Below are 25461 nucleotides of genomic sequence, written 5' to 3'. Positions count from 1 at the left end.
AAGGGATTGATATAAAACAAGAAATAAATGACTAATAGTTTATGCCAGATTATTATAATGTATTAGGTCTGAACAGGAATGCCAGCTTTGAAGAAATAAAAAAGGCTTATAGAAAACTTGCCGTTAAATATCATCCGGACAAAAATCAGGGAGACGGTTTTGCAGAAGAAAAATTTAAGGAATTAAGTGTAGCTTATGATACGCTTTCCAATCCAAATAAAAGAGAAAGGTATGACAATCCGCTAATTGCGCAGGAGGAAATGATGGCCGAAATGTACCGAAGGTCATCTATTTTAAGAAAAGTAAGACTTTATCGTGAAAGGAAAGGAACTGTTTATGTTTCAAAAGATACCAAAACAGTGATTTTGGTAAAGATTTTTGTGTTTACCGGTATATTATTTTTCCTATTGATTTCCACATTTTATTCCAATGACCATATAGTGGACCTTAATGTTAACCAGAACAAAGTCCCTGTATATTATTTCAATAATGGAAATATTTCAACGGAATTACTCAGCTCCGAAGATTTCAACAGAAAAACCAGGGTTGACGAATTGGTTAATCTGAATTATGATTTAGGGAATAGCAATTATAATAAAGGCCATTTCAAAGAAGCTTTGGATCAGTTTCTATTTGTGTATTACAATCAGAATGCGGAAATTCACTTTGAAGATTTGCCCACCAAAATAAAGAGTTGCTTTAACCAAATGGGACCAGGAATAACCCTTCATTTCAAGAATCAGCTAAGAAATGCCCATTTAGATACCAGTACTTTCGAATAAGTAGGTTATTTTCGTTCAAAAATTCTTTTTATTCACAGAAGTTGCCTAAAGCAATGACTTTATGCTACAAATGGTCTGTTTTGCTTTCCATTTCCCTTATAAATTAAAACTTTAGAAAACTTCACAATAAACAACTTTATCTCGATGATTAAAAAAATATTATTTTTGGTTTTGTTTTCTATCACTTCCTTTTTTCCTGCCATAGCAGATGAAGGGATGTGGTTACCCCTATTATTACAGCAATTAAACGCAGAGCAACTCCAAACAAATGGATTTAAACTTACTCCGGAAGATATATATTCGGTTAACCAGTCAAGTTTAAAAGATGCTGTATTACAATTTGGAGGGGGTTGTACAGGGGTAGTAGTCAGCCCGGAAGGCTTGCTACTCACAAACCACCATTGTGGCTATGGAAGAATTCAATCCCACAGTTCACTTGAAAATGATTACCTCACCGATGGATTTTGGGCGATGAATAAAGAGGAGGAATTGAGCAACCCGGGCCTTACCATTACATTTATTGTAAGAATGGAAGATGTTACTTCAAAAGTATTGGCAGGAGTAAATGACCAAATGGAGGAAAATCAAAGAAATGGTATTATTTTAAGAAATACACAGCAAATCAAGGAGGAGGCCACCGCGGGCTCTCATTATGGAGCTATTATTAAGGAGTTTTTCTATGGTAATCAATATTTTATGTTCATTACCGAAACATTTAAGGATATTCGATTAGTTGGAGCGCCTCCCTCTTCTATTGGAAAATTTGGAGCAGACACCGATAATTGGGTCTGGCCAAGACATACTGGAGATTTTTCTGTTTTCAGAATATATGCCGATGCAGATAACAAACCCGCAAGTTATTCTCCGGACAATGTTCCCTACAAACCCAAACACTTTCTGCCGATTGGTATGAATGGAGTGAAGCAGGGTGACCCTTCTTTAATTTTTGGTTTTCCAGGAAGCACACAGCAATTCCTGCCATCATTTGCTGTGGAGTTTATCACAGATGAGGTGAATCCTCTTAGAATTAAAATGAGAGAGGCAAGCCTTTCCATAATTGATGCGGCAATGAAAGCTGATGATGAAATCAGGATAAAATATGCTGCCAGGCAATCCAGCATCAGTAATGCCTATAAGAAATGGATTGGGGAAAACCTGGGTTTAAAAAGAAAAAATGCCTACGAAAAAAAGCTGGAATTTGAATCAAGGTTTAAAGGACTTGCCAATACAAAAAATCAGGAATACCTGAAGATTTTGGAAGATTTAAAAGTGAATCATGAAGCCCAGAAGAAATATACCCTTGCCCGGGATTTATTCAGGGAATTTATTTTTTATGGTCCGCAACTTATTCGCTTTGCCAGTGATTTTAACAATATTGCCATAAATCATGCACAACTTGAGAAAGATAAAGCAGTGGAAGCAGAAGTAGAAAAACTTAAACAAAAAACCAGAGGTCATTTCAAAAATTATGATAAGGAGTTGGATCAGGAAATTTTTGCCTCCCTCATGGAAATTTATCTGGAGGAAATTAATCCTGAATTCAAATCTGAACTACAAGCCCTCATTGCTTCAAAATATGACAATGACCCTGAGGTTTTTGCCTCAAAACTTTATGAAAAAACAATGTTTGCGGATGAACAAAAGACCAATGACTTACTTATTAATTTTTCTGCCTCTTCCATAAAAAAGATAAGTAAGGACCCTGCATTTTCCGTAATGCGTACATTATTTATCAGCTTTCAAACTCAAATTGAACCGGAGTATTTCAGGTTAGCAGAAGAAAAGGACAAGCTTATGCGGGAGTATGTAAAGGCTATTCAAACCTTAATTCCAGATAAAAACTATTGGCCTGATGCTAATCTGACATTAAGAGTTGGATTTGGAAAGGTGGAAGGTTCTTCTCCACATGACGGAATGCTTTATGAATATCAAACTACGCTTGAAGGTGTGATGCAAAAAAGAAATCCTGACCATAAGCCTACTGAGGAATTCTATGTTCCAGACAAACTGGTTGAGTTGTATGAGCAAAAGGATTATGGACCCTATGGGGAAAATGGTAAAATGCCAGTTTGTTTTACAGCCTCCAATCATACTACAGGTGGAAATTCCGGCAGTCCCATTATTGATGCTGAAGGGAAATTAATCGGTCTTAATTTTGACCGAAGCTGGGAATCTACCATGAGTGATATTATGTACGATCCGGATATTTGCAGGAATATTGTAGTAGATATTCGGTATGTCCTCTTTATTATTGATAAATATGCCGGAGCCAAACATTTGGTGGAAGAAATGTCTTTGGCCAATTAAGGATTAGTTTAAGGAATTTAAGTTTTGCCGTTTTGCAGAAAAACATTTTTTAGTTACTGCAAAGCGGCATTTCTATGAAAAAGGTAGTACCGTTTCCCGGTTCTGTCTCAAACCAGATACTTCCCCCGGAGTGTTCTATTCCTCTTTTGGCAATGGCAAGCCCTATACCAGATCCGGTAGCTTTCGTGGTAAAATTAGGTATGAATATTTTTCCCTGAATATATTCAGGAATACCTTCTCCATTATCCTTAAATTCCAACAAGATTTTGTGCGGTGAAAATGGTTTGAGGGAAATTTGAATTTCTGGAGTTAAACCTGAGGGTACCGCCTGAATTCCATTGAGAATCAGGTTGGTAAAAACTCTACCCATCAGTTTTTTATCAGCATTTACATAAAACTCCCCCTCCGGAATCCTTTTAATGATTTTCGATTTGGTATTGTTTCCGTGAAGTTCAATCGTCTGTTTTAAAATTGCCCCCAGCTCAAACTTTTCTTCCTGAGGAAGCGGCATCTTGGCAAATGTGGAAAATGAGGTGGTAATATCATTTAATGTATCCACTTGACCCAATAACATTTTAATGGATTTTCGAGCCCTTTCTTCCCCATTCAAAACCCTTTCAAGCTGCTGCAGAGATAACTTCATAGGCGTTAATGGATTTTTAATTTCATGGGCAACCTGCTTAGCCATTTCCCGCCAGGCAGTTTCTTTTTCACTTCTTGCAAGGGCTGCCCGACTATCATCCAGCTTGAGAATCATTTTATTATATTCTCCCACTAATAGTCCAATCTCATCATCCGACTGGTATTCCAATTCCTCATTTTTCCCTGTTAAAGAAACTTTTTTAATTTTCTGGGTAATCAATACCAATGGCCTGGTCAGGGACTTTACAGAGAAATAAGAAAGCGCCAGAAGGACTACGAAAATAGAAGTAAAGATCTGCATGATGGTGGAAATCACATCAATAATCTGATTTTCCAATTTATCCTTCGATTCAAAAAATGGAATACTGATAATGCCCAGAATTTCCCCGGAATCGTCAGGGGATTTTATCCCCACGTAAGCCGCATTAAAATTCAAATCTCCTACCTTTTCATCCAACATGGTTTTCGCCTGGTTCTTTTCCAGAATATTGACATAAGCCCGGGGATTTACCAAATTAGTTAAAAGGTGGTTATCGAAAATTACACCAAGGCTGGTTACCAGCAATCTCCCAGAAGGATCATATAAATTTATATCGGATTGGGTAAACCTCGATATTTCCACAATCTTATCCGCAAGTCGATCTTTGTCAATTAGTCCCCGGTTATAATCAATAATTTCGTCACCCACATTGTTGCTTACATTCTGTGCTTTTTCCAGATAAAAGCTTTCAGTTTCACTTTGATTCCCAGTACTTAAAATACTGACAATGATCACACTAACGATAGCCAGAGGAAGGAAAAAAGCAAATACCAGATAGACCTGAATTCTGGTAGTAAAATTCATTTTCCCCTTTCTTCTTCCGGAAATATAATTTTGGTAAAAAATGACCATAATTAAAGCCAAAACCAGAATTAAAAAGAAAAAAGAAAAATTTGACAATACATTTCTTGGTGGGTATTTCAATGAAGAAATGATAATATTTTTATTCTTCTTTCCAGGGACACGAAAGTGAGAATATTTTTCTGTTTCAATCTCCTTTTTCAAATACCCTTTCTCATGTTCGAATAAACTGAGGAACTTATTATCATAATTATAATCGCCATAACTATACATCAGGCGATCATCCAGATAAATAGAGTAACTATAATCTTCATATCTGTTCAGGTCCTCAAACCGCTTATCAAGGAAAGGAGGATAAATACTGTTAGGGATACTTTTCTTAAGTACAAAATCGAGAACGATATGCCCTACCCTGATGCTATTAGTATCCAGAGAAATCAGGCAGGAATATTTATTGTTTCCGGTAGCCAGTTCATTCACAAAATAGACATTACTGTATTCGGTTTTGTATTTGTCCTGGCTGTACATCCTTCGCAATGCGTTATAATTAGCATCCGAATCATAAGGAGTTCCGTCCCCATCAAACAACCTGATTTCCAGATCATACTTATCAAAATACTTAGTGATATAAGACCTTTTTATCTTGTTCTTAATCAGGTCGGGGTAAAATTCATCAATAAACCAGCTTTTTATAGTAGTATCATTTCGAACTTCCTGTACGATCTGATTAAGATTGAATTCACCATAAGGGTCATTTTCGAAAGTCAGAATATTGGCATATCGGTTTTTGTTTTCCAAATCCCGGATTTGCTCAAAATTGAAAATGGCATAAGCGCCAATTATAGAACTTGCTACTATACAAAAGATAAAATATACAAGGGTAGAATAATTGACATGCCTTAAAAATAAAGGGAAATTAAAATAGGTAATAGTAGCAAAGTAAATAGCATTTACATTGAATATGAGGATATTATCCACCTTCATTATCACAGATAAGATATAGTAAATAAGGCTGCCTAAAACAAAAACTACCGTAATGCCATAGAGGGATTTACCTAATTTTATCAGGATCTTGGAGGAGACATGACATATAATAAAATAATTGAGGGCGCATAGTATAAAAATGACTATACAAATAATTTTTACCGGAAGAAAAAAGTTGATTTCACTGGTAATATCCAGAGTAATACTGGAATTGAAATAAATAGTTTGCAGAACCGCATAAATATAGAAACCACTAAAATAAGTAATGGTTACCAATACAACTGAAAGTAAATCTTTCCAAAATTGATCTAACTTTAAGAGTTGTTTTAGAGGGATTAATTTCCCCAGGTTTCGGGCTATGAAACCTATGATTAAGGTTATTCCAAAAAGATTAAGCAACAAATCTCCCAGAGACGGTGAAATGATGGAGGAAGCAAAAATATTGGCTTTAAATAAATCAATATCCATCATATCATGGGGTATTCTATAATAGATCATCAACCCCCTGAATGACACCACCATAAAAATCAAAATAACAAAAGCCAACCATACCCTTCCTTTTTTTATTAATTGGTAAAGTTTTATTTTGAAAAATAAAAAGAGGAACAGGCAAAAGGAAATTCCAAAAAATAAGGTAACTAACTGATTATCTCCCTCATAGTAAAAGTCTGGAGGAAATGAAATGGAAAAAAGATAAGTCCCATAGGCATTGAATATATCTTCATCACTGGATTGCTTTTCCAGCGTAATTTCCATATCCTGATTTGGAAAAATTTCCGGATTATATTCCGACCTTAAATACTTACTTTCGATATCATAAGTAGACTTTAGCGGAATAAGGGTAATGATCTCAAATTCAATTTCATTTATTTTATCAATTGATTTTTTTACCAGATATATGGCATGACCTGTATCAATGCATTTCTCCTTGTAATATCCTGCAAAGTACTGATACTGAATATCATACTTATGGTCGGACCAATAAAGGAGATTTTTGTTTTTATAAACAAAGATTGGGTATTTACTTTCGGAGAAAAGGTTGTTAAAGGAAATTTGACTGCCTTCAGTAAATCTTTGTTTAAACTCAAAAATATTGTCATCAGCAATTTTAGACTCTTGGGCCAGCTTGTGAGAAAGAGATTTACTAAATAACTTTTCGGTATTTATGGAGCCATAAAAAAAATGTAAAGATAAAGTTAATCCCAGGGAGATTAATGCTAAAAAAATATAAACCCTATCTTTCTTCATTTAGTCAAAAAAATCTAATCAAAGAGGTTTTCTCTATACTTTAAAAAGGTTCCCTTCCCACAAAAAATTCCACTCCAGCCTTTTCCTATATTTTCTATTTACAACCTTCAAAAATAAAACCTAAAAACTTTGGCTGTAAAATATGATGAATAACGAGAAATTTACTTTACTCATCCGAAATTAATCAAAAAAAATGAGCCAAAAATGTTTTTTGACTCATTTTCAGCATTTTATTAGATTGTTTTTACTAAGAAATAATTCTTTTTCCCTTTTTGTACAAGGAGATATTTTCCCTGTAGCAATTCAAAATTGAAGTGTTGACTGATTGACTCCACCTTTTCTTTATTCACACTCACACCACCATTTTGAATCATTTTTTTGGCTTCACCTTTGGATTTAAAAATGACATTTTGTGTAACTTCCGAAAGAAAGTCCAGCATACCCAAATCCGGATTTAGTTGATCCTTGGAAACTTCAACTTGGGGTACGCCATCGAATAATTCCAGTAAAGTTTTTTCATCCAGTTTCCTCAAAGCTTCAGTCACTCCGGATTTTTTAAACAAAATTTCTGAAGCTCCCACTGCCTTTTCATATTCTTCTTCAGAATGAACCCTGATGGTAATATCCTTTGCTAGTATTCTTTTTAAAGCATTTGGATTACCCTCATACTCCTTTTCCATTGCCTCAATTTCCTCCTGAGTAAATAGGGTAAAAACTCTAAGGACTTTCCCTATTTCAGTATCTCCAATATTCAACCAAAATTGGTAGAATTTGTAAGGAGATGTCATTTCCGGATCGAGCCAGACATTTCCAGATTCAGATTTTCCAAATTTTGATCCATCCGATTTAGTGATTAAGGGCGTAGTTAGGGCAAACGCTTCTCCGCTTTCCATCCTTCTGATTAATTCAGTCCCAGAGGTAATATTTCCCCACTGATCAGAACCACCCATCTGAATCGTAACCTCTTTATTTTTATACAGATGAACAAAGTCATACGCCTGCAACAATTGATAAGAAAACTCGGTAAAAGAAATACCCGTTTCAATTCTTTTCTTTACTGATTCTTTCGCAGCCATATAATTGACTGTCAGATGTTTTCCTGCTCCTCTTAGGAATTGTAAAAAACCAATATCCTTAAACCAGTCATAGTTATTGACCACAACAGCAGAATTTTCACCACAGTCAAAATCAAGGAATTTTTCCAGTTGATTTTTTACCCCCAGTTGATTAGCCCTTAAGGTTTCCTCACTTAAAAACTTTCGCTCCTCAGATTTTCCTGAAGGATCTCCAATCATCCCGGTAGCTCCACCTACTAGGGCATAAGGTTTATGGCCCGCCAGTTGCAGGTGTTTCAATAGCATTACAGTGGCTAAGTTACCAATATGAAGGGAGGAAGCCGTGGGATCAAAACCAATATAACCGGCTCTCATGTCAGCATTTAAATGTGCTTTTATTTCAGGAGTGGTATCATGTACCATACCTCTCCATGACAATTCATCTATCAAATCTCGTCTCATGCGGCAAATTTAAGGAATGAATTTTTTATCCTTAAATCAAGACAGAAAATCTTTTGTGCGTACCGAGAAATATTAAAACTCTAATTCTGGATAAATTAAGAAAAGAAACTATAAAGGCTTGTCTGCCACTACTATTGAATCAGTGGTAATTATATTACTGAGATTTTTGGATCGGTCCGCAATTTGTACATCAAAACGAAGAATATCACCAGTTTTGATTTCACCTATATCATAGAAAACTGCAAAACTATAACTAAGATCGCCTTCAAGAGGGGTTTCAGTGCCCAGTTTATTTAATTTGGGAAACCGACCATTGAAATTAGCTATGTCAGGAAAAAGAAAAGGCACCCAAACCCCTTCTTCCTTTCTAAAAACATCTACAAAATAATTATTATTAAATTTATTGGGAATGCTGTCTTCCAGAATAATTCCATTGTCATCCACTTCAAATTCCCCATATTCTGGATATCCTTCATCACCAGAAAGCCCCAAATCACCGTCTCCATCTTTAAAGGTGATGGTAATATTTACAGAATCGGCAATAGTAACAAAACCTGTATTGGGATCTATTTTTTGAACCACTTTATTTCCAATTTCCACAAACTCTATTTCTGGAATATCACTAAATTCAGGTTCTGGATAACAGGAAATGACAATAATGGATAAAAAGAAAACAAAAAATGAAATGTTTAAAATACTTTTGCCTGATATATTCATAAACAGATTTGTTAATTTTTTGAGGACTTGAAATAAAAAATCACTCAGATCAATAGGTTTATAAAGTTGATGGTAAATGTAAAAAATGGATTAACTTAATGACCCTTAAAAAAATGCAATGGTTGTTTAAAAATAACCATGAAAACACAAAATTGTGTTTTAATTTCCACAATATTCAAAATTAACGCAAAAGGAAGAATTATAATTTTTATTTTATTATTTAATATGCTACAATCCGACCATTATAAAGACAAAATATTAAATATTAATAAAAGCAATTTTGAAGATTTAGCAATAGAAGTATTCCAATACCAAAGTAAAAATAATCTGGTATACCAAGAATATTTAAATCATCTTAAAATTGATCCAAAACAAATAAAATCCATTCAGGAAATACCTTTCCTTCCAATTGAGTTTTACAAATCATTTAATGTTATTTGTAACAAAATTACTCCCAGGCTGGTTTTTGAAAGCAGTGGGACTACAGGTGCAAAAACGAGTAAGCATTACATAGGGGACCCTGATTTTTACAAGGAAATTTCAAAATCAATTTTTGAAACACAATATGGAGATTTAAAACAATATGCTATTCTTGCGCTTCTTCCCTCTTATCTGGAAAGAGGAAACTCCTCTCTTGTTTTTATGGTCAATCATTTTATGCAATATGCAGATATTGAATCTGGGTATTTTTTGAAGAACCTGGAAGAGTTGAAAGAAAAAGTTGATACTTTAAAAAGTAAAGGCAAAAAAATCCTCCTTATCGGTGTTTCTTTTGCCTTGTTGGATTTGGCAGAAATGGGATTAGATCTATCGGGAGATCATCATATAGTTATGGAAACTGGTGGAATGAAAGGAAAAAGAGAAGAAATAATACGGGAAGAATTACATCAAATATTAAAATCGGGATTAAATACTCAAAAAATTCACTCAGAATATGGAATGACAGAATTATTGTCTCAATTTTACGCAAAAAAAAATGGAGTCTTTACTTTCCCTAATTGGGCAAGAATTTTGTTAAGAGAAGTTAATGATCCATTATCTCCAACATTTGAAGTAAAAAGCGGGGCGATCAATATAATAGATCTTGCTAATATTGATTCTTGTTGTTTTATTGAAACTAAAGACTTAGGTTCTTATGTTGAGAAAGGGAGTTCAGTAAAAATTCTTGGCAGACTGGATCAGGCAGATATCAGGGGTTGTAACCTTTTGGTAAATGAGTAAATAATTGGATTTATTTCCCCTATTTCGTATAATGGTGGGAAATCAACAATAAAAATAGAATTAATTAGTTTTTCATAAAATTTTCAGGCCAAAATCATATAAATCATGAAGTTCAAATTATTATTTATATCCTTCTTAATATTCGGAATATCTGCTTGCACCTATAAAACATGCCCTACTTACGCTAAAAAGGACATGAAAAAAGAAATTGAAGAGGTAAAAAAGGCTAATGTTTAATTTTAGTTTTAATTTTTGCCAACAAAAAAGGGATGAATAAATCATCCCTTTTTTATTTTGTGGTTTTGTAAAGATTTTACAAATATTTTTCAACATCGTCTGCAGTAATTTCCTGTTGACTCATGATTACCAGCCTTTCTGTTACGTTCCGTAATTCACGAATATTTCCCGACCAATCTGCCGCTTGTAACTTTTTAAGTGCCTCATCTGTAATCACTTTCTTGGATTCGCCATATTCAGCAGAAATATCGGCTAAGAACCTATCCGTAAGTAAAGGGATGTCTTCTTTTCTCTCATTTAATGGGGGTACTTTTATTAAAATCACACTTAAACGATGATATAAATCTTCTCTGAACCTTTTTTTGGAAATTTCTTCTTTTAGGTCCTTATTGGTTGCAGCCAAAACCCTCACATTTACTTTAATTTCCTTATCACCTCCAACTCTGGTAATTTTATTCTCCTGTAAAGCTCTCAGCACTTTGGCCTGTGCCGACAAACTCATATCTCCAATTTCATCAAGGAAAATCGTTCCCCCATTCGCCTGTTCGAATTTACCTATTCTTTGTTTTACCGCTGAAGTAAAGGCACCTTTTTCATGGCCAAACAATTCACTTTCAATAAGTTCTGCCGGAATAGCCGCACAATTTACCTCCACCATTGGACCTCCTGCCCTCTGGCTTTTACTATGGAGCCATTTGGCCACAAGCTCCTTCCCTGATCCGTTAGGGCCTGTAATTAGAACTCTTGCCTCCGTTGGAGCCACTTTTTCAATTGCCTCCTTCACTACCTTTATCGCATCGGACTCCCCAATGATATCATGAGTTTTGGAAATTCTTCGCTTGAGCACTTTTGTTTCAGCCACCAGATTAGATTTATCCAAAGCATTTCTGATAGACAACAAAAGGCGATTTAAATCTGGTGGTTTTTGAATAAAATCGAATGCTCCTTTTTTGGTAGCCTCCACAGCAGTATCAATATTCCCATGGGCAGAAATCATGATAAACTGCATATCCTTACCCAATTCCATGGCTTTCTGAAGTAATTCAATTCCATCCATTCTGGGCATCTTCACATCGCATAACACCACATCATAATCCGATTTTTTTATCATTTCGAAACCTTCTTCCCCATCCTTTGCCTCATCGATTTTATACTTTTCAAATTCTAAAATTTCTCTTAAAGTATATCGAATACTTTTTTCATCATCTACAATTAGAATCTTTGCCATTTTTAGTGTTATGGTTGAAAATTAAAAAGTAAATATAAACTTATAAGCCGGGTTCTGTATCTCAAAGAGACTCTTATCATTTATCTAAAATCAAAATTGCTTATGATTTTTATCAGCCTACCCTCTCTGCTCTTTCCTTAACGAAAAAATAAGACGGGCAATCCTTCAACCTAAAAAAAATTAGGATAAGCAGAGTTTATTTGGCCTTTCAACCCACAAGGTTTGCAGTGCCCTCCATATCACTATGGAGGCGGTAAGCTCTTACCTCACCATTTCACCCTTACACCCCAAAAAGGATGCGGTATACTTTCTGTTGCACTTTCTGTATCATTTTTACGTGACCCTTCCTGTTAGGAAGTGTGGTGCCCTTTGTTGCCCGGACTTTCCTCCTGAATAAACAGGCGATAAGACCATTTATATTTATGCCTGTAAAATTATAATAAATTAATCCTATCTCAAATTTGAAATTGTAGAATCTTTAAAACTAATTGATAGTTAAGTACGAATTTTGAGGGAAAAGAAACCTACTATAATTTAAAATACATTTCATCAAAAACCCGACTAAATAGGTTTATTCCCTAAAATATTTTCTCAATAATTCAATTAGGTATTTAGTACTACTCTTGTCAATTATATATTTTTACCATTTTTTAGACTTTAAGGAAAATCCATGACAAAATTTTTTGCTACAATTTTAATTTCCTTTTCATTTTTAACTTCCAGTAATGGCCAATCCGGGATTATAAACTTTGAGAACTTGTCCCAAAACCTCGGTCAATTTGAACTAAGTAAAAAAGAAATTACTCATAAATTTAAATTTTATGTAGCGGGTGGGCAGGCTATCCAAATTGATAAAGTAGACTCAGATTGTGCCTGCGGGGAAATCAAGTTTCCAAAAGAATCCATGAAACCCGGGGACTTTGGTTTTATAGAGGTTTCTTTCGAACCTTATAAGCCAGGACCCTTTGAAAAAACTTTTACAGTATATACCAGGAATGCTATACCGCAAAAATCTGAGTTAACCATCAGTGGTTTCATAGCCAATACTTTTGAAGAAGTTGAAAGAGAATTTCCGGTTGAAAAAGGACAGTTCAGGTTTAAAAGTAAAAGGTTGATTTTGGGAACCATCACCAACGCCTCACCAGTAAAAACAGTCGTTGAATTTTATAATAGTTCAAATGAAGAAATCACCTTAAAAGACACTTTAAGTGCTCCCGGTTACATTGAAGCTGTTTTTGATTCGTCCAGAGTAATCAAACCAAATTCGAGAGGATACATTACGATTTACTATCATCCTGAATTAAAAAATGATTTTGGAGTAGTTAATGATAATGTGCTGTTTTTTCGGGAAGATCAGGATTTTCCTTTATTTGACATCACTGTTGTAGCCTCAATTAAACAGCATTTCCCTTCTGATATAAATTACGACAATTATTTATTTCCCAAGCTCACAGTTTCTGATTCTGTTAAAAACTTGGGCAAAACCAATGTAGGAGAAGGAAGAATGGTGGAATTTGTGCTTACCAACTCCGGCCAGAAGGATTTAATTATCCAAAAAATTGTGCCCGGTTATGGTTGCGAAGTTCAGGAAATTTCAAAAAAGGTAATCAAACCATATGACTTTGTTAATCTTAATATCCTGGTAAAGAATATTGGTAAGAAAGGAACTCAGGACAGGACAATTCAACTCTACTGTAATGATCCTGAAAGAACCACCCAAAAATTAAAAATAAAACTATATCAATTGGATCAGTAATCCGGATCGGTTCCATAAAAAAAGGACTGCCAATTTCTTTTGACAGTCCTTTTTTTATGAAAAATTACATCCTCTATTCCATATAAACTTCACAATTTGGATTAGCATTTCGCAGTTTCTGAACCTCTACAGAAGGAATCATTGTATTCTCGCAATAAACAATTGCAAGCCCTGAAATTCCAAAGACCGGCTCCAGACTACTCACCTGTGTATGTTGAAACACTAGTTCTTTTAAAGTTTTTACATTTTTTAAAGGGGCCAGGGTATTTACATTAGTCCTTAAAAAGGACAATTCAGTTAAGGCTTTTAAATTCTTTAAAGGCTCAAGGCTTTTCACATCTGTATTATTGCAATATAAAACACGTAAATTTACAAGGTTACTGATGGGCTCCAAATTTAGGACATCGGTGTTAGAGCAATCAATTACTTCCAAATTCTTTAATCCGGCAACAGGACTTAAATCGGACACCTTTGTTCTGTAAAATTCTAATTTGGTTAAACTTTCAAGGTTTTTAACGGGACTTAAATCGGTGACTTTCGTAGAACCAAAATTTAGAATTTTTAAATTTTCCAAATCTTTTATTGGTCCTAAATCTGTAATTTTAGTCTGATCACACCATAAAGATTCAAGCTTTTTTAAACTGGCGACAGGCTTAAGAGTGGTTATGGGATTCTGGGAACAATCCAACACTTTAAGTTCAGATATTTGTACAAAATCATCTTTAGTCGGGGTTTCTCCGATTCCAACAGCCGATTTAAATATTCTTTTCCAGCCTGGTTCCAATTTATTCCACCATGAAATATCAATCGTTTGGGTTGCAGACTCAGACCCTGCCACAGCTCCAGCGTTGGTAAATAATTGTAAAACCAAAACAAGGAATAAAAAAGTATTCAATCTATTCATACTTCGTAGTTTTTTATTGAATGAACTCCCAATTATTACCAATATTTTTGACAACTCGAAAAACTCTGAAAATCTTTAAAAAAAAATAAAGTACATAAAATTTCAAGATAAATAATATTACAATTTTTATATCTGGAATATTGTATTCCTGAACCAAGCGATCAACAAAATAAGACAACAAATTATCAAAAAAATACAATTATCAGAACTCAATTTTATTCTCTTATTTTTTTTACAATCTGTTTCTAAAAGTTTTAATTAAATTAATTAATGTAATTATTTGTTGTATTTTAAATCTTTTGGTTAGCACTCCTTTATCAGTAAGCTTCAAGTACTTTTACTCAGATTTTTTGTATGCCAAATGACTAAAACTTAATTTTAGCAAAAAAATAAGAATATGCGTGAGGATTATTTAAAACCAGATGCAGAAGGATTTTCAGATGAAGAAAAAGACATTGATAAGTCCTTAAGGCCATTATCATTTGAGGATTTTAGTGGACAGGATAAGATCGTAGAAAATATAAGGATATTTGTACAGGCAGCACTAAAAAGAGGAGAAGCATTGGATCACGTACTTTTACATGGTCCTCCGGGATTAGGGAAAACAACCTTATCAAACATCATTGCCAATGAATTGGGAGCAGGAATAAAAATAACCTCCGGACCAGTGTTGGAAAAACCCGGGGACCTTGCAGGTTTATTGACAAACCTCGAAGAAAATGATGTACTATTTATTGATGAAATTCACAGGCTCAACCCGGTAATTGAAGAATATCTTTATTCGGCAATGGAGGACTATAAAATTGACATTGTACTGGACAGCGGACCTAATGCCCGAACTATACAAATTGGACTTAATCCATTTACGCTTATTGGGGCCACAACCAGATCCGGATTATTAACTTCTCCATTAAGAGCCCGGTTTGGCATTAATTCAAGACTGGAATATTATGATTCAAAACTTCTAAGTAAAATTATCAAAAGATCATCTGCAATTTTGGAAACTCCAATTAAGGATGATGCAGCATTTGAAATTGCGCGCAGGAGCAGGGGAACACCAAGAATTGCCAATAACCTACTTCGAAGAACAAGAGATTTTGCCCAAATCAAAGGAGATGGGGTAATCAATTTGGACATTGCCCGAATTGCCCTTGATGCCCTTAATGTGGATCACAATGGCCTTGATGAAATGGATAACCGAATTTTAAAAACTATCATTGAAAAGTTCAAAGGAGGGCCTGTTGGAATTTCAACTATCGCCACTGCCTGTAGCGAAGAGGCCGAAACCATAGAGGAAGTTTATGAGCCATTTCTTATAAAAGAAGGTTATATAAAACGAACTTCCAGAGGGCGTGAGACTACAATGTTAGCCTATAAACACCTCAATATTATTCCCCCTTCCCATTCTAAAACATTGTTCGACTGAGGGTGGGAATTGCCGAATAAGTGATTAGATTTGCTGTATAATTTTTTTATCCAAATTTTAACAAAATATCTTTATGAAAGGCATTGACGAATTCAACTTTAGTGGAAAAAAAGTTTTGGTAAGAGTTGATTTTAATGTTCCGTTAAACGAAAATTTTGAAATAACTGACCACACCAGGATTAAGGCTGCTGTTCCTACTTTAAATAAAATAATTGGTGATGGTGGTGCACTGATCCTGATGTCGCATCTAGGTCGGCCAAAAACGGGTTATGAAGAAAAATTTTCTTTAAAACACATTGTAAAAGATCTTTCTGATGCCTTAGGGGTTGAGGTAAAATTTGGAGGAGATTGTATTGGAGAGGAAGCTTATAAAATTTCCTCAGAATTAAAACCGGGGGAAGTATTATTATTGGATAACCTCAGGTTTTATAAAGAAGAAACAAAAGGAGATGTAGGGTTTTCGGAAAAACTATCCAAACATGGAAACTTTTATGTAAACGATGCCTTTGGAACCGCTCACAGAGCCCATGCTTCTACAGCTGTTATTGCACAGTTCTTTTCTGATAAATGTGCCGGATATGTGATGAAGGCGGAATTGGATAATGCAGAAAAAATTATGACCAATCCTGACAGACCATTCACTGCAATTATGGGTGGAGCGAAGATTTCCGATAAAATTTTAATAATTGAAAAATTATTGGACAAGGTTGACAACCTTATAATTGGTGGAGGAATGTCCTATACCTTTTCCAAGGCTCAGGGAGGGGAAATTGGAAAATCGTTGTTGGAGGAGGATAAAATGGATTTAGCCTTAGAACTCTTAAAGAAGGCTAAAGAAAAGGGGGTTAATCTTTTATTACCGGAAGATACTGTGGAGGCTGATGGATTCAGTAATGATGCTAACACTAATGTAGTTCCTTCAGGCCAAATTAATCCAGATTGGGAAGGATTAGACATTGGGCCAAAGTCCATTGAAAAATTCTCAAAAGTAATTGAAGAATCCAAAACTGTTTTATGGAATGGTCCTATGGGAGTATTTGAATTCCCTACTTTTGCTGTTGGAACGGTAGGTATCGCTGAGGCAGTGGTAAAAGCTACCGAAAATGGAGGATTTTCACTGATTGGTGGAGGGGACTCTGCATCAGCTATCAATAACCTTGGTTACGGAGATAAAGTATCTTATGTATCTACTGGAGGAGGAGCTTTATTGGAGTTTATGGAAGGGAAAACACTTCCAGGAGTTGCAGCCCTTGAAGGATAAAGAATAAGAAGAAAAGGCTTTAAAATTAATTTTAAAGCCTTTTCTTATCCACCTATAGTAGACATGCTTTCTTTAATTTCAGGTGATTTTTTTCTATTTCTCTCCGCTTCAAAACCATCAATTGCTCTTCGGGAAAAAGCATTTAAGAATTGATCCCTGATAAAATTATCATCCTGTCCATTTCTCATTATATCTCTTAGGTTCAACACCCCATCATCATATAGACAAGTCTTTAACAAGCCCTGAGAGGAAATCCTTATTCGGTTACAAGAACCACAAAAAGTTCTGCTGTAGGCAGCGATTATTCCCAGATTTCCTTTAAATCCTTTAACCGAAAAGTTTTGTGAAGTTGATCCTGGTTCATTAGGGGATTCTACCAGACTATCAAATTCATCAGCCAATACCTTTCTAATATGGTGATGATTCCAGTTTAAGCCTTTCCCTGTCTTTCCAACTCCGTTAAAAGGCATCTCCTCAATAAAACGAACTCCTATATTTAAATCTTTGGCTAATTTGGCTATTGGAATAATGTCCTGAGTATTCTGGCCTTCCATGACTACCATATTAATCTTCAGATCAAAATTGTTTTCTATTAATTTATTTAAAGTCCTTTCCACAGTGGCAAACTCATCCCTTCTGGTTATCCTGAAAAACCGATCTTTATCCAGAGTATCAAGACTTAAATTAATTGAATTTATTCCCAGGTCCTTTAGCTGTGGAATATATTTTTCCGTCAGCACACCATTAGTAGTTATACTTATTTTTTGTATTGGTTCTTTTTTACTTATTCTTCCTAAAAACCTGATTAAATCTTTTCTTAAAAATGGTTCTCCTCCGGTAATTCTGATTTTTGAAATGCCTAAATCACCAAGAATGTCAATTAACCTTTCCATTTCTTCATAGGAAAGCAACTCTTTTTTAGGCAAATAATGTATACCAGAGGCTGGCATACAATAAAAACACCTCAAATTACACCTGTCTGTAACAGCCAGTCTCAGATAATTGATAGGTCGTCCATGATTATCAAATATGGTAGTTCCACTTTTTTTCATATGTTTTATACCCATTTAGTCAGGTCCAATTTGAATTCCTATTCAAAGATAATTTATTATCACTTAGCTTGCCTATTCACATTCTTTAAATATTTAAAAGTTTTCAGGTTGTCAATTTTAAATTTTTAAAGGTATCTTTACACAAATAGCGAATTTCTGCTAAAACAAATCAATTCGCAAGTACTGAAACTTAAACTGATCAAAATGACTGTTCTTGAAAAATTTACTACCCCCATTGGAGTTGCTCTTGATAGATTTATCGCTGCAAAACAAGGCGAGTTTCCATTTGCCACAGGCGAGCTTTCCCAATTACTTAGGGATATTGCACTTGCCTCCAAAATCATTAACAGAGAAATAAACAGAGCCGGATTATCGGGAATCGAAGGAAGCATTGGTGCCGACAATGTACAAGGAGAACGACAACAAATGTTGGATGTAATAGCAGATTATAGATTTACGAGAGCCTTGGTGATTGGTGGACAAACCTGTGGAATTGTGTCGGAGGAAGTTGAGGATATAATTGACACCAAGAACAATGATGCAAAATATTTTGTAACAATTGATCCCCTGGATGGCTCCTCTAATATTGATGTAAATGTTTCCGTTGGTACTATTTTTTCAATTTATAGGAGAAAATCTGAGATAGGAACCCCTCCTACTCAAAAAGATTACCTACAAAAAGGAAGTGAACAGGTTGCTGCTGGATATATATTGTACGGATCTTCAACCATGTTGGTATTTACTACAGGTTTTGGTGTAAATGGATTTACATATGAACCTTCTCTTGGAGAATATTTTTTAAGTCATCCGGATATGAAAATTAAGGAGGATGGTTCTATTTATTCTGTAAATGAAGGAGGTTACCATTCTTTTCCTCAGGGTGTAAAAGACTATATAGATTCATGCAAGCAACGGGAATTAAGCGCACGATATATAGGTTCTTTAGTAGCTGATTTTCATAGGAATTTACTTAAAGGAGGCATGTATATGTACCCATCCACAGAAAAGTATCAAAATGGAAAATTAAGATTGCTATACGAATGTAATTCTTTAGCATTCATTATTGAACAGGCCGGAGGAATGGCTTCAAATGGGGAAAAGAGAATTTTAGATATAAAACCTGAAGAAAAACACCAGAGAACTCCACTTTACATAGGTTCAAAAAAAATGGTAGAAGAAGTATTGAGCTACCTAAAAAAAGAGCAATTGGCCTAAAAGGTTTTTATAAATTTATTTTATTAAAAAAAAGCTTCTCAATAAAAATCGAGAAGCTTTTTTAATTAGGTTAGGTTAAATAAATTGGGTTCAATTGGATAATTATTTATTTTTTCAGCCCTAAACTCTGGTTTATTCCAGAAATATTTAAGGGACAATTGTCAACTTTTTAGCTGAAGAATACTTACCTGCTTCAAGTCTATAGAGGTATAATCCTGCCTTCAAACCTTTCAAATTAACTGTAACCTCATGTTCTCCGTACGGTTTGAATTCATTAATAACCTCCTTCACCACTTTACCTTCCATATTGAAAATCCTCAATTTCACATTTCCTGAATTATTGATATAGAATGAAAAAGTGGTTTCAGTTTTTACAGGATTTGGATAAACACTGTTTAATCTGAACCGATCACTAAAGAAAGAATCATTAATTCCGGTTACTCCATTTGGATTAACCACAGGAAGCTGATTATCAAGGAATGCACTTGTTTTTTCGGGAGTGTTCAATTCAAAAGCTCTTTTCACAGCTTCTTCATCAGCTCCCATCCAATTCTGGACAATTGAAGTGAGAACTTGCCTATAATCGTATTGCATAGGTACATTCCCTCCTTTCAGATTAGCTAAATCCGGGTTAGCCCCAATAATCCCAGGGTTTACTCCTGCTCCGAATACCATGGTTGGAGCAGCATTTCCATGATCGGTTCCATAACTACCATTCGATTTAGCTCTTCTGCCAAACTCACTCATGGTAACCGTCATTACCCTGTCTTCAATCCCTAGGTCTTTCAAATCATCCTGGAAAGCCTTCATTGCAGAAGAAATATGGTACATTAAGGCTGCATGATGACCAAAAGTTGGGTCATATGATTCTACCTGATCTGCATGGGTATCAAAACCGCCAATTCTGGCAAGGAAAAATCTTGTTTTAATTCCACCTTTTAATAACCTGGCAATTAACCTTAGTTGGCCAGAAAGTGGGTTGTTAAAAGCTCTTTGAGTAGCATATGGATATTTTTCAGGATAGGTTACATTAGGGCTATTGGAACCATTTTCATAAACCTCTTTTAATCTGGCTCCAAAAACATTGGCTTGCTGATCCATCTTCATAATGTACTCCAACTCATCTCCATAGTGAGAATCTGGAAACTCCATGGGTAACTCTCCCCCTACACTATTGATTAAATCATAAAATTGTAATGGGCTTCTGACTGAAAGGGATATTGGAATACCTTCATTTCTATGAAAGGCAAGTGAAACACCTGAGCCAATTTCCAAACCAGGAGGGTCTTTCATCTCATTCTGACCATTATAAGGAAGATTATTTGCATCACCATCTGGATAAGCCTGATATTCTTCATTTAAATACCGACCCATCCAGCCAGAATTAAAGTAATCTTCATAGCCACCACCCATGAAAAACACATCTCTTCCCCTAAAGTGAGAACCATTGGCCTTTTCATAAGATACACCCTGAACAATATTTACCTTTCCGGCATCATATAATTCTTTCACCCCCAACATATCAGGGTGAAGCCCTACTTTTTCTCCTTCTGAAAGTGTATTATCAAGTTCAATAAATTTTCTACTTCCTTTATCAGGAATAGCAATATTTGGCCTAAGATTATAATATCCGGCATACTGCTCCACCGGAATAACCATATTTAAACCATCATTTCCCCCATGTAACTGGAGTATAATCATTACTTTATCTGAATCCTCATTTGCGGCAAACTGGGCATATTTATGCTGGTTAGCAAAAACATTTATTGGAATACCATTTAAAAACAACGGGGCTGAGGAAGCCATTGAAAGATTTCGTAAAAATTTTCTTCTTTTCATAATTTTAGATTGATCTTAATGCTAAAAGAAGTGATTAAGTTTTTTGATTAAATAAATTAGGAGAGTTGATATTCAGGAGATTGTAGAATAGCCTTGATAAGCTTTTCCAATTGCCCTCTTACCGCTGTATCATCACCAGAAGATTTGTAGGTATCCCATTCAAATTCCCAGTTTACTGCAGACAGGTCGTCTAATAAAACCGCATCAAGAAAATAATTAAATCTTTCCTCAGAAATTTCTTCCGGAAGCAAATCCTCAACAAGTTCGGTTACCATCTGGGTCGCATTTCTTGGGTCTGTAACGTTATCAGGGTTTTCCACAAATTCAATAATATCCAGTTTACCAAAAACCCCATTTTCCTTGTCCAGTTCACCAGCCACCAGTATATCAGAAAATAAATACCGGTACCCCAACCAACTAGCCGAAATCCAGTTTCTTGTATAAATAGGGCCCTGATGATAAGCAGGATATCCCGCTACTTCAAAGGGTTCATATAATTCCATACCCTGGTCTTCCATGCTTTTCAATACCTGCTCATAGATTGCCTCAAGGGAAGCTGCTTCCAGTTCAGGATCAGGCATAGTCACCTGGAAAAACCTTAAAGTACCCATTACTAACTCAAGTGGGGATTTAATTATAGCACCGATATTATTATCACTTGAGTTATCTGTAGTATCAAGGTCGTAAAAATGTTTACTCTTAAATAACTGAGCTAAAACAGGCTTCAACTCATAATCATTGGCAATGAAGGTATCTGCAAGTGCGTCTATAATTCCTGTTTCTACTTCCGGAGTTACCTTATAATAGACAAAATATCTGTATAGTCTTGTACAGATGAATTTGGCAGCTGCCTTATTAGTTAAAACCGGGTCAAATATCATATCAATCATATTACTCAATTCTTCCTGAGCATTTTCTATGGAAGTATTACCTCCTTGCTGAGTAAGTGGAGCAATTACCTGATTGTTAAATTTTGCACTGAAAGTTTTTTCTTCAGAATCATGCCTGGAAGTATTGATATCATCATTGGTTTTTAATTTTCCTATAGCATATCCCGTATCCACATCGAGTGTCTGGAAAGTAGTATCTTCATCCCACCCAGAAAGTACCCTGGTGGCTGCTTTTACATCCTCCTCAGTATATGTAGTATAATCCCCATCATCAATCTGAGGGCCTTTCCCAATAGAATAAAGTTCCAGTAACTCTCTTCCAAAGTTTTCCTGAGGACTTCCTTTTACATTTTGTATACCATCCAAAAACCTTAGCATGGCATTATCAAAACAGATTTTGTGGCAAAGGGTCTTAAAATTCCCTAAAGCATAATACCTAAAAAAAGCATTTTGATAATATAAAGCTGTGCTTTCATTTATCTTTGACTTCATGGTGGTGAAGTGGGCATGCATAAAGAAAGTCATTTTTTCGTGTAATGTAGTGCCAGACTTAAACATCTGAGCCATCCACCAGCTTAAAAAATAGTTAGTTGCATTGGAGTCTTCTTCTCCAGTATCCAACTTATACTTGCCATTTAGTGGATCCACCAAAGGATCGCCAGTAGTAGTATCAACAGGGCCTAAAGGTATCTCCTGGTCAACAATTAAATCGTTCACAGCCTGATCAACTGTTTTTCCAGTAAAGGCATCGATTTCTTTTTTTGTTGGCCCAAAAGTAGCCCTTCTCAACAAATGAGCGGCCATCTTTCTGTCTAATGTACCATTGTGAGGAGTAATATCAGCCATTCAAATTTCGGTTAATTTAGCGAAAAGGAAAAAATTGTTTTTAATTCGTGTCAGCTTAAAACAAAAACGATTCCTATATTTAATATTGTTAACATTTAGCTATTAAATTAGAAACAGAAAATCCAGCAAAATATTGCACTATTCTAACACACCCAACACTATTAATAATCAAACTAATTCTACTTATTTAAAACAAATAAGCAATAAATAAAACTAAAATATCATATTTATTAATATATTATTATGATAATTAAAATAAAAATCAATAAACCAACCAGCCTCACATCTCTATTAAATTGCATATTTCTAATATCAATTTTTCACATATTATTATTTTATTTTTTTTAACATTTTTTATTTTTCTGTTAAGGCCAAGTTTCAAGTCCAATTTTTCCTACCTCACCCTAAGATATTTGTATTATTTTTTCTCATTTGATGATTATAACACTATTTTAAAGTCTTCATATTTTGAGAAAATTTCCTTAATTGTTATTAAATGAGAAGATTCGTTCAGTCCCAATCTATGCTGATTGTCTTTGGGATAATAGCCGTTTTTATTTTTGGATTTTGGGGCTATCTGGATTCTGAGGTATTAGAGAATTTAAAGAATGATGAAGAACTTCACTACAAGGAACAATACCATTTACTAAATTCATTGTATGCCATCCTTGGTATGTTCCTTATGGCTGGTTTGGAACCTAATATACAAAACTGGCAAATAGCCGTAGCAAGTTACCTGGCAGCGGGAGTACTGGGTTATGGTATTTTAAATATTATCTGGAACTATGCCTATGATGCTATAGCCTCCGTTTGGATCATGTTGTTTTACAGGGGTCATACGATAATTGTGGGTAATTCGGGAATAGGCTATCGAATTGCTATTGAATTATTAAAAAGCGGTTCTAAGGTTGTAGTTTTAGATAAACAACCAAACTTTGACGAAAACACAACTAAAATTCGCTCTCTGGGAGGGTTTGTTTTGGCCCGATCAGGTTCTGAAAGTAATGATTTTATCAAGGCCGGAATTGCCAGGGCTGGTCATTGCCTGGTGCTTAATACCAATGAGGAGGAAAACTTGCAATCAATAAATATTCTTTCATGGCTCAATCAACGAAAAAAAATTATCCATGGACCTCTTAAAGTTTTGGTAAATGTGGAGAACTGGAATAATAAGTTTTTTCTGAAAGATTATATGGATTTATATAATACTACAGAAAATTTTGATATTGATGCATTTAACCCCCACACCTCCGCAGCTCAAATAATCTATGACCAATACTCCCCACTTAATGGTGTTGATTATACCATAAAAAAAGACAATGAAGGAAATATTACCGAAGTGATTTCCTCAGAAAATACTATTGTAATTTTAGGAGTAAATGCCACTACAGAGGTATTTATTTTTGAAAATATTATCCTGAGCCATAGTCCTGGCTTAAGAAATTTGAAAATTTTATTGATTGACCGGGATATTGAGAAGAAATATAAAGAATTAAAATTCAGATTTCCCTTTATCGAAGAATTTCTGGATATTTTCCCCATCGAGTTGGAAGATGAAAATTTTCATTCTGAAATTTTTAAAAGTGAATCTTTCAATAATGACCTCAAACACCTTAGCCATGCTTATATTTTTGGGGATGAAGATACTTATTTGCTTGGAATTGCCAATAGTTTCAGGCAGATGTTATATGCAGAAAAAGGAGATTTAAACCGGATTCCAATTATTCTAACCCTTCCCGAAAAATCCAAGATTCTGGATTTACTGGAGCCTATGGAAATTCAAAGTGAGGGAAGTGAATTGAGGTTATTCAATGAGCTAAAGGAAAAATTTAATATCAATGTAATCCGACTGATAACCGATACCTGTACCAAAACAAAATTGATTGATGAAATAGGCATCATAGATTCTCTTTCTAAAATTATCAATTATTTTTATTCGATAAAATATGAGTTTTATTGGCTTCTGGATGAAAAGGACAGGGATAAATTAACCGTTGAAGCTTTACAAAAATTAGAATTTGGATATGTAAATTTTCCCATAGCCGACAACGCTCCATTAATTCAACTGGAAAACTATGTATTGGCAGAATTAGCTAAAATACTGGAAAAGAAAATTGAAGATTTAAAACCCTTATTTACCATTGATGAAAGATGGAATAGTCTTTCAGATTTGAAACAGGAATCAAACAGGTATGTGGCCAGACACCTGGAAATTAAACTTAATTTCATTGGAAAGATGGGACATCAGGATATTAATAATAAGGTCATTGAACAATACTTTAAAGTTTTTGCTCCAGTTGAACACAAAAGATGGTGCTCAGAAAAACTATGTTTCAATTTCCGATATGGACCTTTCCCGGAAAACGACTCCAAAACCACAAAAATATTAAAGGACTCTCTAAAAATTCATGACCAATTAATTCCTTATGAGGATTTAAGTAAGGAGATGGAAGACAAGGACTTTAATATGTTTTTATTAATTCCACTATTGAAAAAAGTAAAGGAAAAACTAGTGGGGTAATTTCAACTAATTTTTCCTTTTATTCAG

At 34.8% G+C, this 25461-nt stretch carries 15 protein-coding genes, 1 other RNA gene and 1 pseudogene; 8 read left to right on the top strand and 9 right to left on the bottom strand.

Features of this window, described 5'->3' with window-relative positions:
- Positions 1-41 precede the first annotated feature (41 nt).
- Positions 42-236: pseudogene (locus tag A3EM_RS48135) on the top strand (DnaJ domain-containing protein); the annotation flags it as partial.
- Between the two features lie 690 nt (positions 237-926).
- The gene (locus A3EM_RS0106300) at positions 927-3089 is read left to right on the top strand and encodes a S46 family peptidase (protein WP_020527331.1); all 2163 of its coding nucleotides are present in this window, start codon (positions 927-929) and stop codon (positions 3087-3089) included.
- Between the two features lie 49 nt (positions 3090-3138).
- Here A3EM_RS0106300 and A3EM_RS0106295 read toward each other — a convergent pair whose 3' ends face one another.
- The 3 genes from A3EM_RS0106295 to A3EM_RS0106285 form a co-directional block, all read right to left on the bottom strand.
- On the bottom strand, positions 3139-6804 hold the full coding sequence (locus tag A3EM_RS0106295; RefSeq protein ID WP_020527330.1) for a sensor histidine kinase: 3666 nt from the start codon (positions 6802-6804) through the stop codon (positions 3139-3141).
- 233 nt (positions 6805-7037) lie between these two features.
- Positions 7038-8321, bottom strand: a complete 1284-nt coding sequence (gene tyrS, locus A3EM_RS0106290; protein ID WP_083925183.1) for a tyrosine--tRNA ligase — start codon at positions 8319-8321, stop codon at positions 7038-7040.
- Between the two features lie 108 nt (positions 8322-8429).
- Positions 8430-9038, bottom strand: coding sequence for a hypothetical protein (locus A3EM_RS0106285; RefSeq protein ID WP_020527328.1), 609 nt, complete (start codon positions 9036-9038; stop codon positions 8430-8432).
- 138 nt (positions 9039-9176) lie between these two features.
- Here A3EM_RS0106285 and A3EM_RS0106280 point away from each other — a divergent pair, with 138 nt between their 5' ends.
- Positions 9177-10259 (top strand): LuxE/PaaK family acyltransferase, encoded by a 1083-nt coding sequence (locus A3EM_RS0106280; protein ID WP_020527327.1) that lies wholly within the window; start codon positions 9177-9179, stop codon positions 10257-10259.
- Positions 10260-10572: 313 nt separating this feature from the next.
- On the opposite strand, the gene A3EM_RS0106270 is transcribed toward A3EM_RS0106280, so the two are convergent.
- Together A3EM_RS0106270 and rnpB are read right to left on the bottom strand one after the other, a co-directional pair.
- Complete coding sequence (locus A3EM_RS0106270; protein WP_020527325.1) at positions 10573-11724, bottom strand: sigma-54-dependent transcriptional regulator; 1152 nt, start codon at positions 11722-11724, stop codon at positions 10573-10575.
- 27 nt (positions 11725-11751) lie between these two features.
- An RNA gene (rnpB, locus tag A3EM_RS45600) (RNase P RNA component class A) lies at positions 11752-12145 on the bottom strand.
- Positions 12146-12394: 249 nt separating this feature from the next.
- On the opposite strand from rnpB, the gene A3EM_RS0106265 reads away from it, so the two are divergent.
- The gene (locus tag A3EM_RS0106265; protein WP_020527324.1) at positions 12395-13480 is read left to right on the top strand and encodes a DUF1573 domain-containing protein; all 1086 of its coding nucleotides are present in this window, start codon (positions 12395-12397) and stop codon (positions 13478-13480) included.
- A gap of 73 nt (positions 13481-13553) precedes the next feature.
- On the opposite strand, the gene A3EM_RS0106260 is transcribed toward A3EM_RS0106265, so the two are convergent.
- Positions 13554-14384 carry a leucine-rich repeat domain-containing protein gene (locus tag A3EM_RS0106260; protein ID WP_020527323.1) on the bottom strand — a complete coding sequence of 277 codons (831 nt, stop codon included), beginning with the start codon at positions 14382-14384 and terminating at the stop codon, positions 13554-13556.
- 397 nt (positions 14385-14781) lie between these two features.
- Between A3EM_RS0106260 and ruvB the strand changes: the two genes are divergently transcribed.
- A complete protein-coding gene (gene ruvB, locus A3EM_RS0106250; protein ID WP_020527321.1) occupies positions 14782-15810 on the top strand; it encodes a Holliday junction branch migration DNA helicase RuvB in 1029 nt (342 codons plus the stop codon).
- A 73-nt stretch (positions 15811-15883) separates the two neighbouring features.
- Positions 15884-17071, top strand: a complete 1188-nt coding sequence (locus A3EM_RS0106245; RefSeq protein WP_020527320.1) for a phosphoglycerate kinase — start codon at positions 15884-15886, stop codon at positions 17069-17071.
- 44 nt (positions 17072-17115) lie between these two features.
- Here the strand turns inward: A3EM_RS0106245 and moaA are convergent, their stop codons facing one another.
- Positions 17116-18123, bottom strand: a complete 1008-nt coding sequence (moaA, locus tag A3EM_RS0106240; protein ID WP_044237658.1) for a GTP 3',8-cyclase MoaA — start codon at positions 18121-18123, stop codon at positions 17116-17118.
- Between the two features lie 204 nt (positions 18124-18327).
- Between moaA and fbp the strand changes: the two genes are divergently transcribed.
- On the top strand, positions 18328-19338 hold the full coding sequence (gene fbp, locus A3EM_RS0106235) for a class 1 fructose-bisphosphatase (RefSeq protein WP_020527318.1): 1011 nt from the start codon (positions 18328-18330) through the stop codon (positions 19336-19338).
- Between the two features lie 147 nt (positions 19339-19485).
- On the opposite strand, the gene A3EM_RS0106230 is transcribed toward fbp, so the two are convergent.
- Both A3EM_RS0106230 and A3EM_RS0106225 read right to left on the bottom strand, forming a co-directional pair.
- Positions 19486-21177, bottom strand: a complete 1692-nt coding sequence (locus A3EM_RS0106230) for a DUF1501 domain-containing protein (RefSeq protein ID WP_020527317.1) — start codon at positions 21175-21177, stop codon at positions 19486-19488.
- 56 nt (positions 21178-21233) lie between these two features.
- Positions 21234-22913 (bottom strand): DUF1800 domain-containing protein, encoded by a 1680-nt coding sequence (locus A3EM_RS0106225; RefSeq protein ID WP_020527316.1) that lies wholly within the window; start codon positions 22911-22913, stop codon positions 21234-21236.
- Positions 22914-23409: 496 nt separating this feature from the next.
- Here A3EM_RS0106225 and A3EM_RS0106220 point away from each other — a divergent pair, with 496 nt between their 5' ends.
- Positions 23410-25434, top strand: coding sequence for an NAD-binding protein (locus A3EM_RS0106220; RefSeq protein ID WP_083925182.1), 2025 nt, complete (start codon positions 23410-23412; stop codon positions 25432-25434).
- Positions 25435-25461 lie beyond the last annotated feature (27 nt).

Origin of the sequence: Flexithrix dorotheae DSM 6795, from assembly GCF_000379765.1 — a bacterium.
GTDB lineage: Bacteria > Bacteroidota > Bacteroidia > Cytophagales > Flammeovirgaceae > Flexithrix > Flexithrix dorotheae.
The sequence above is the reverse complement of the archived record's forward strand: the minus strand, read 5'-3'. Positions and strand labels throughout refer to the sequence as shown.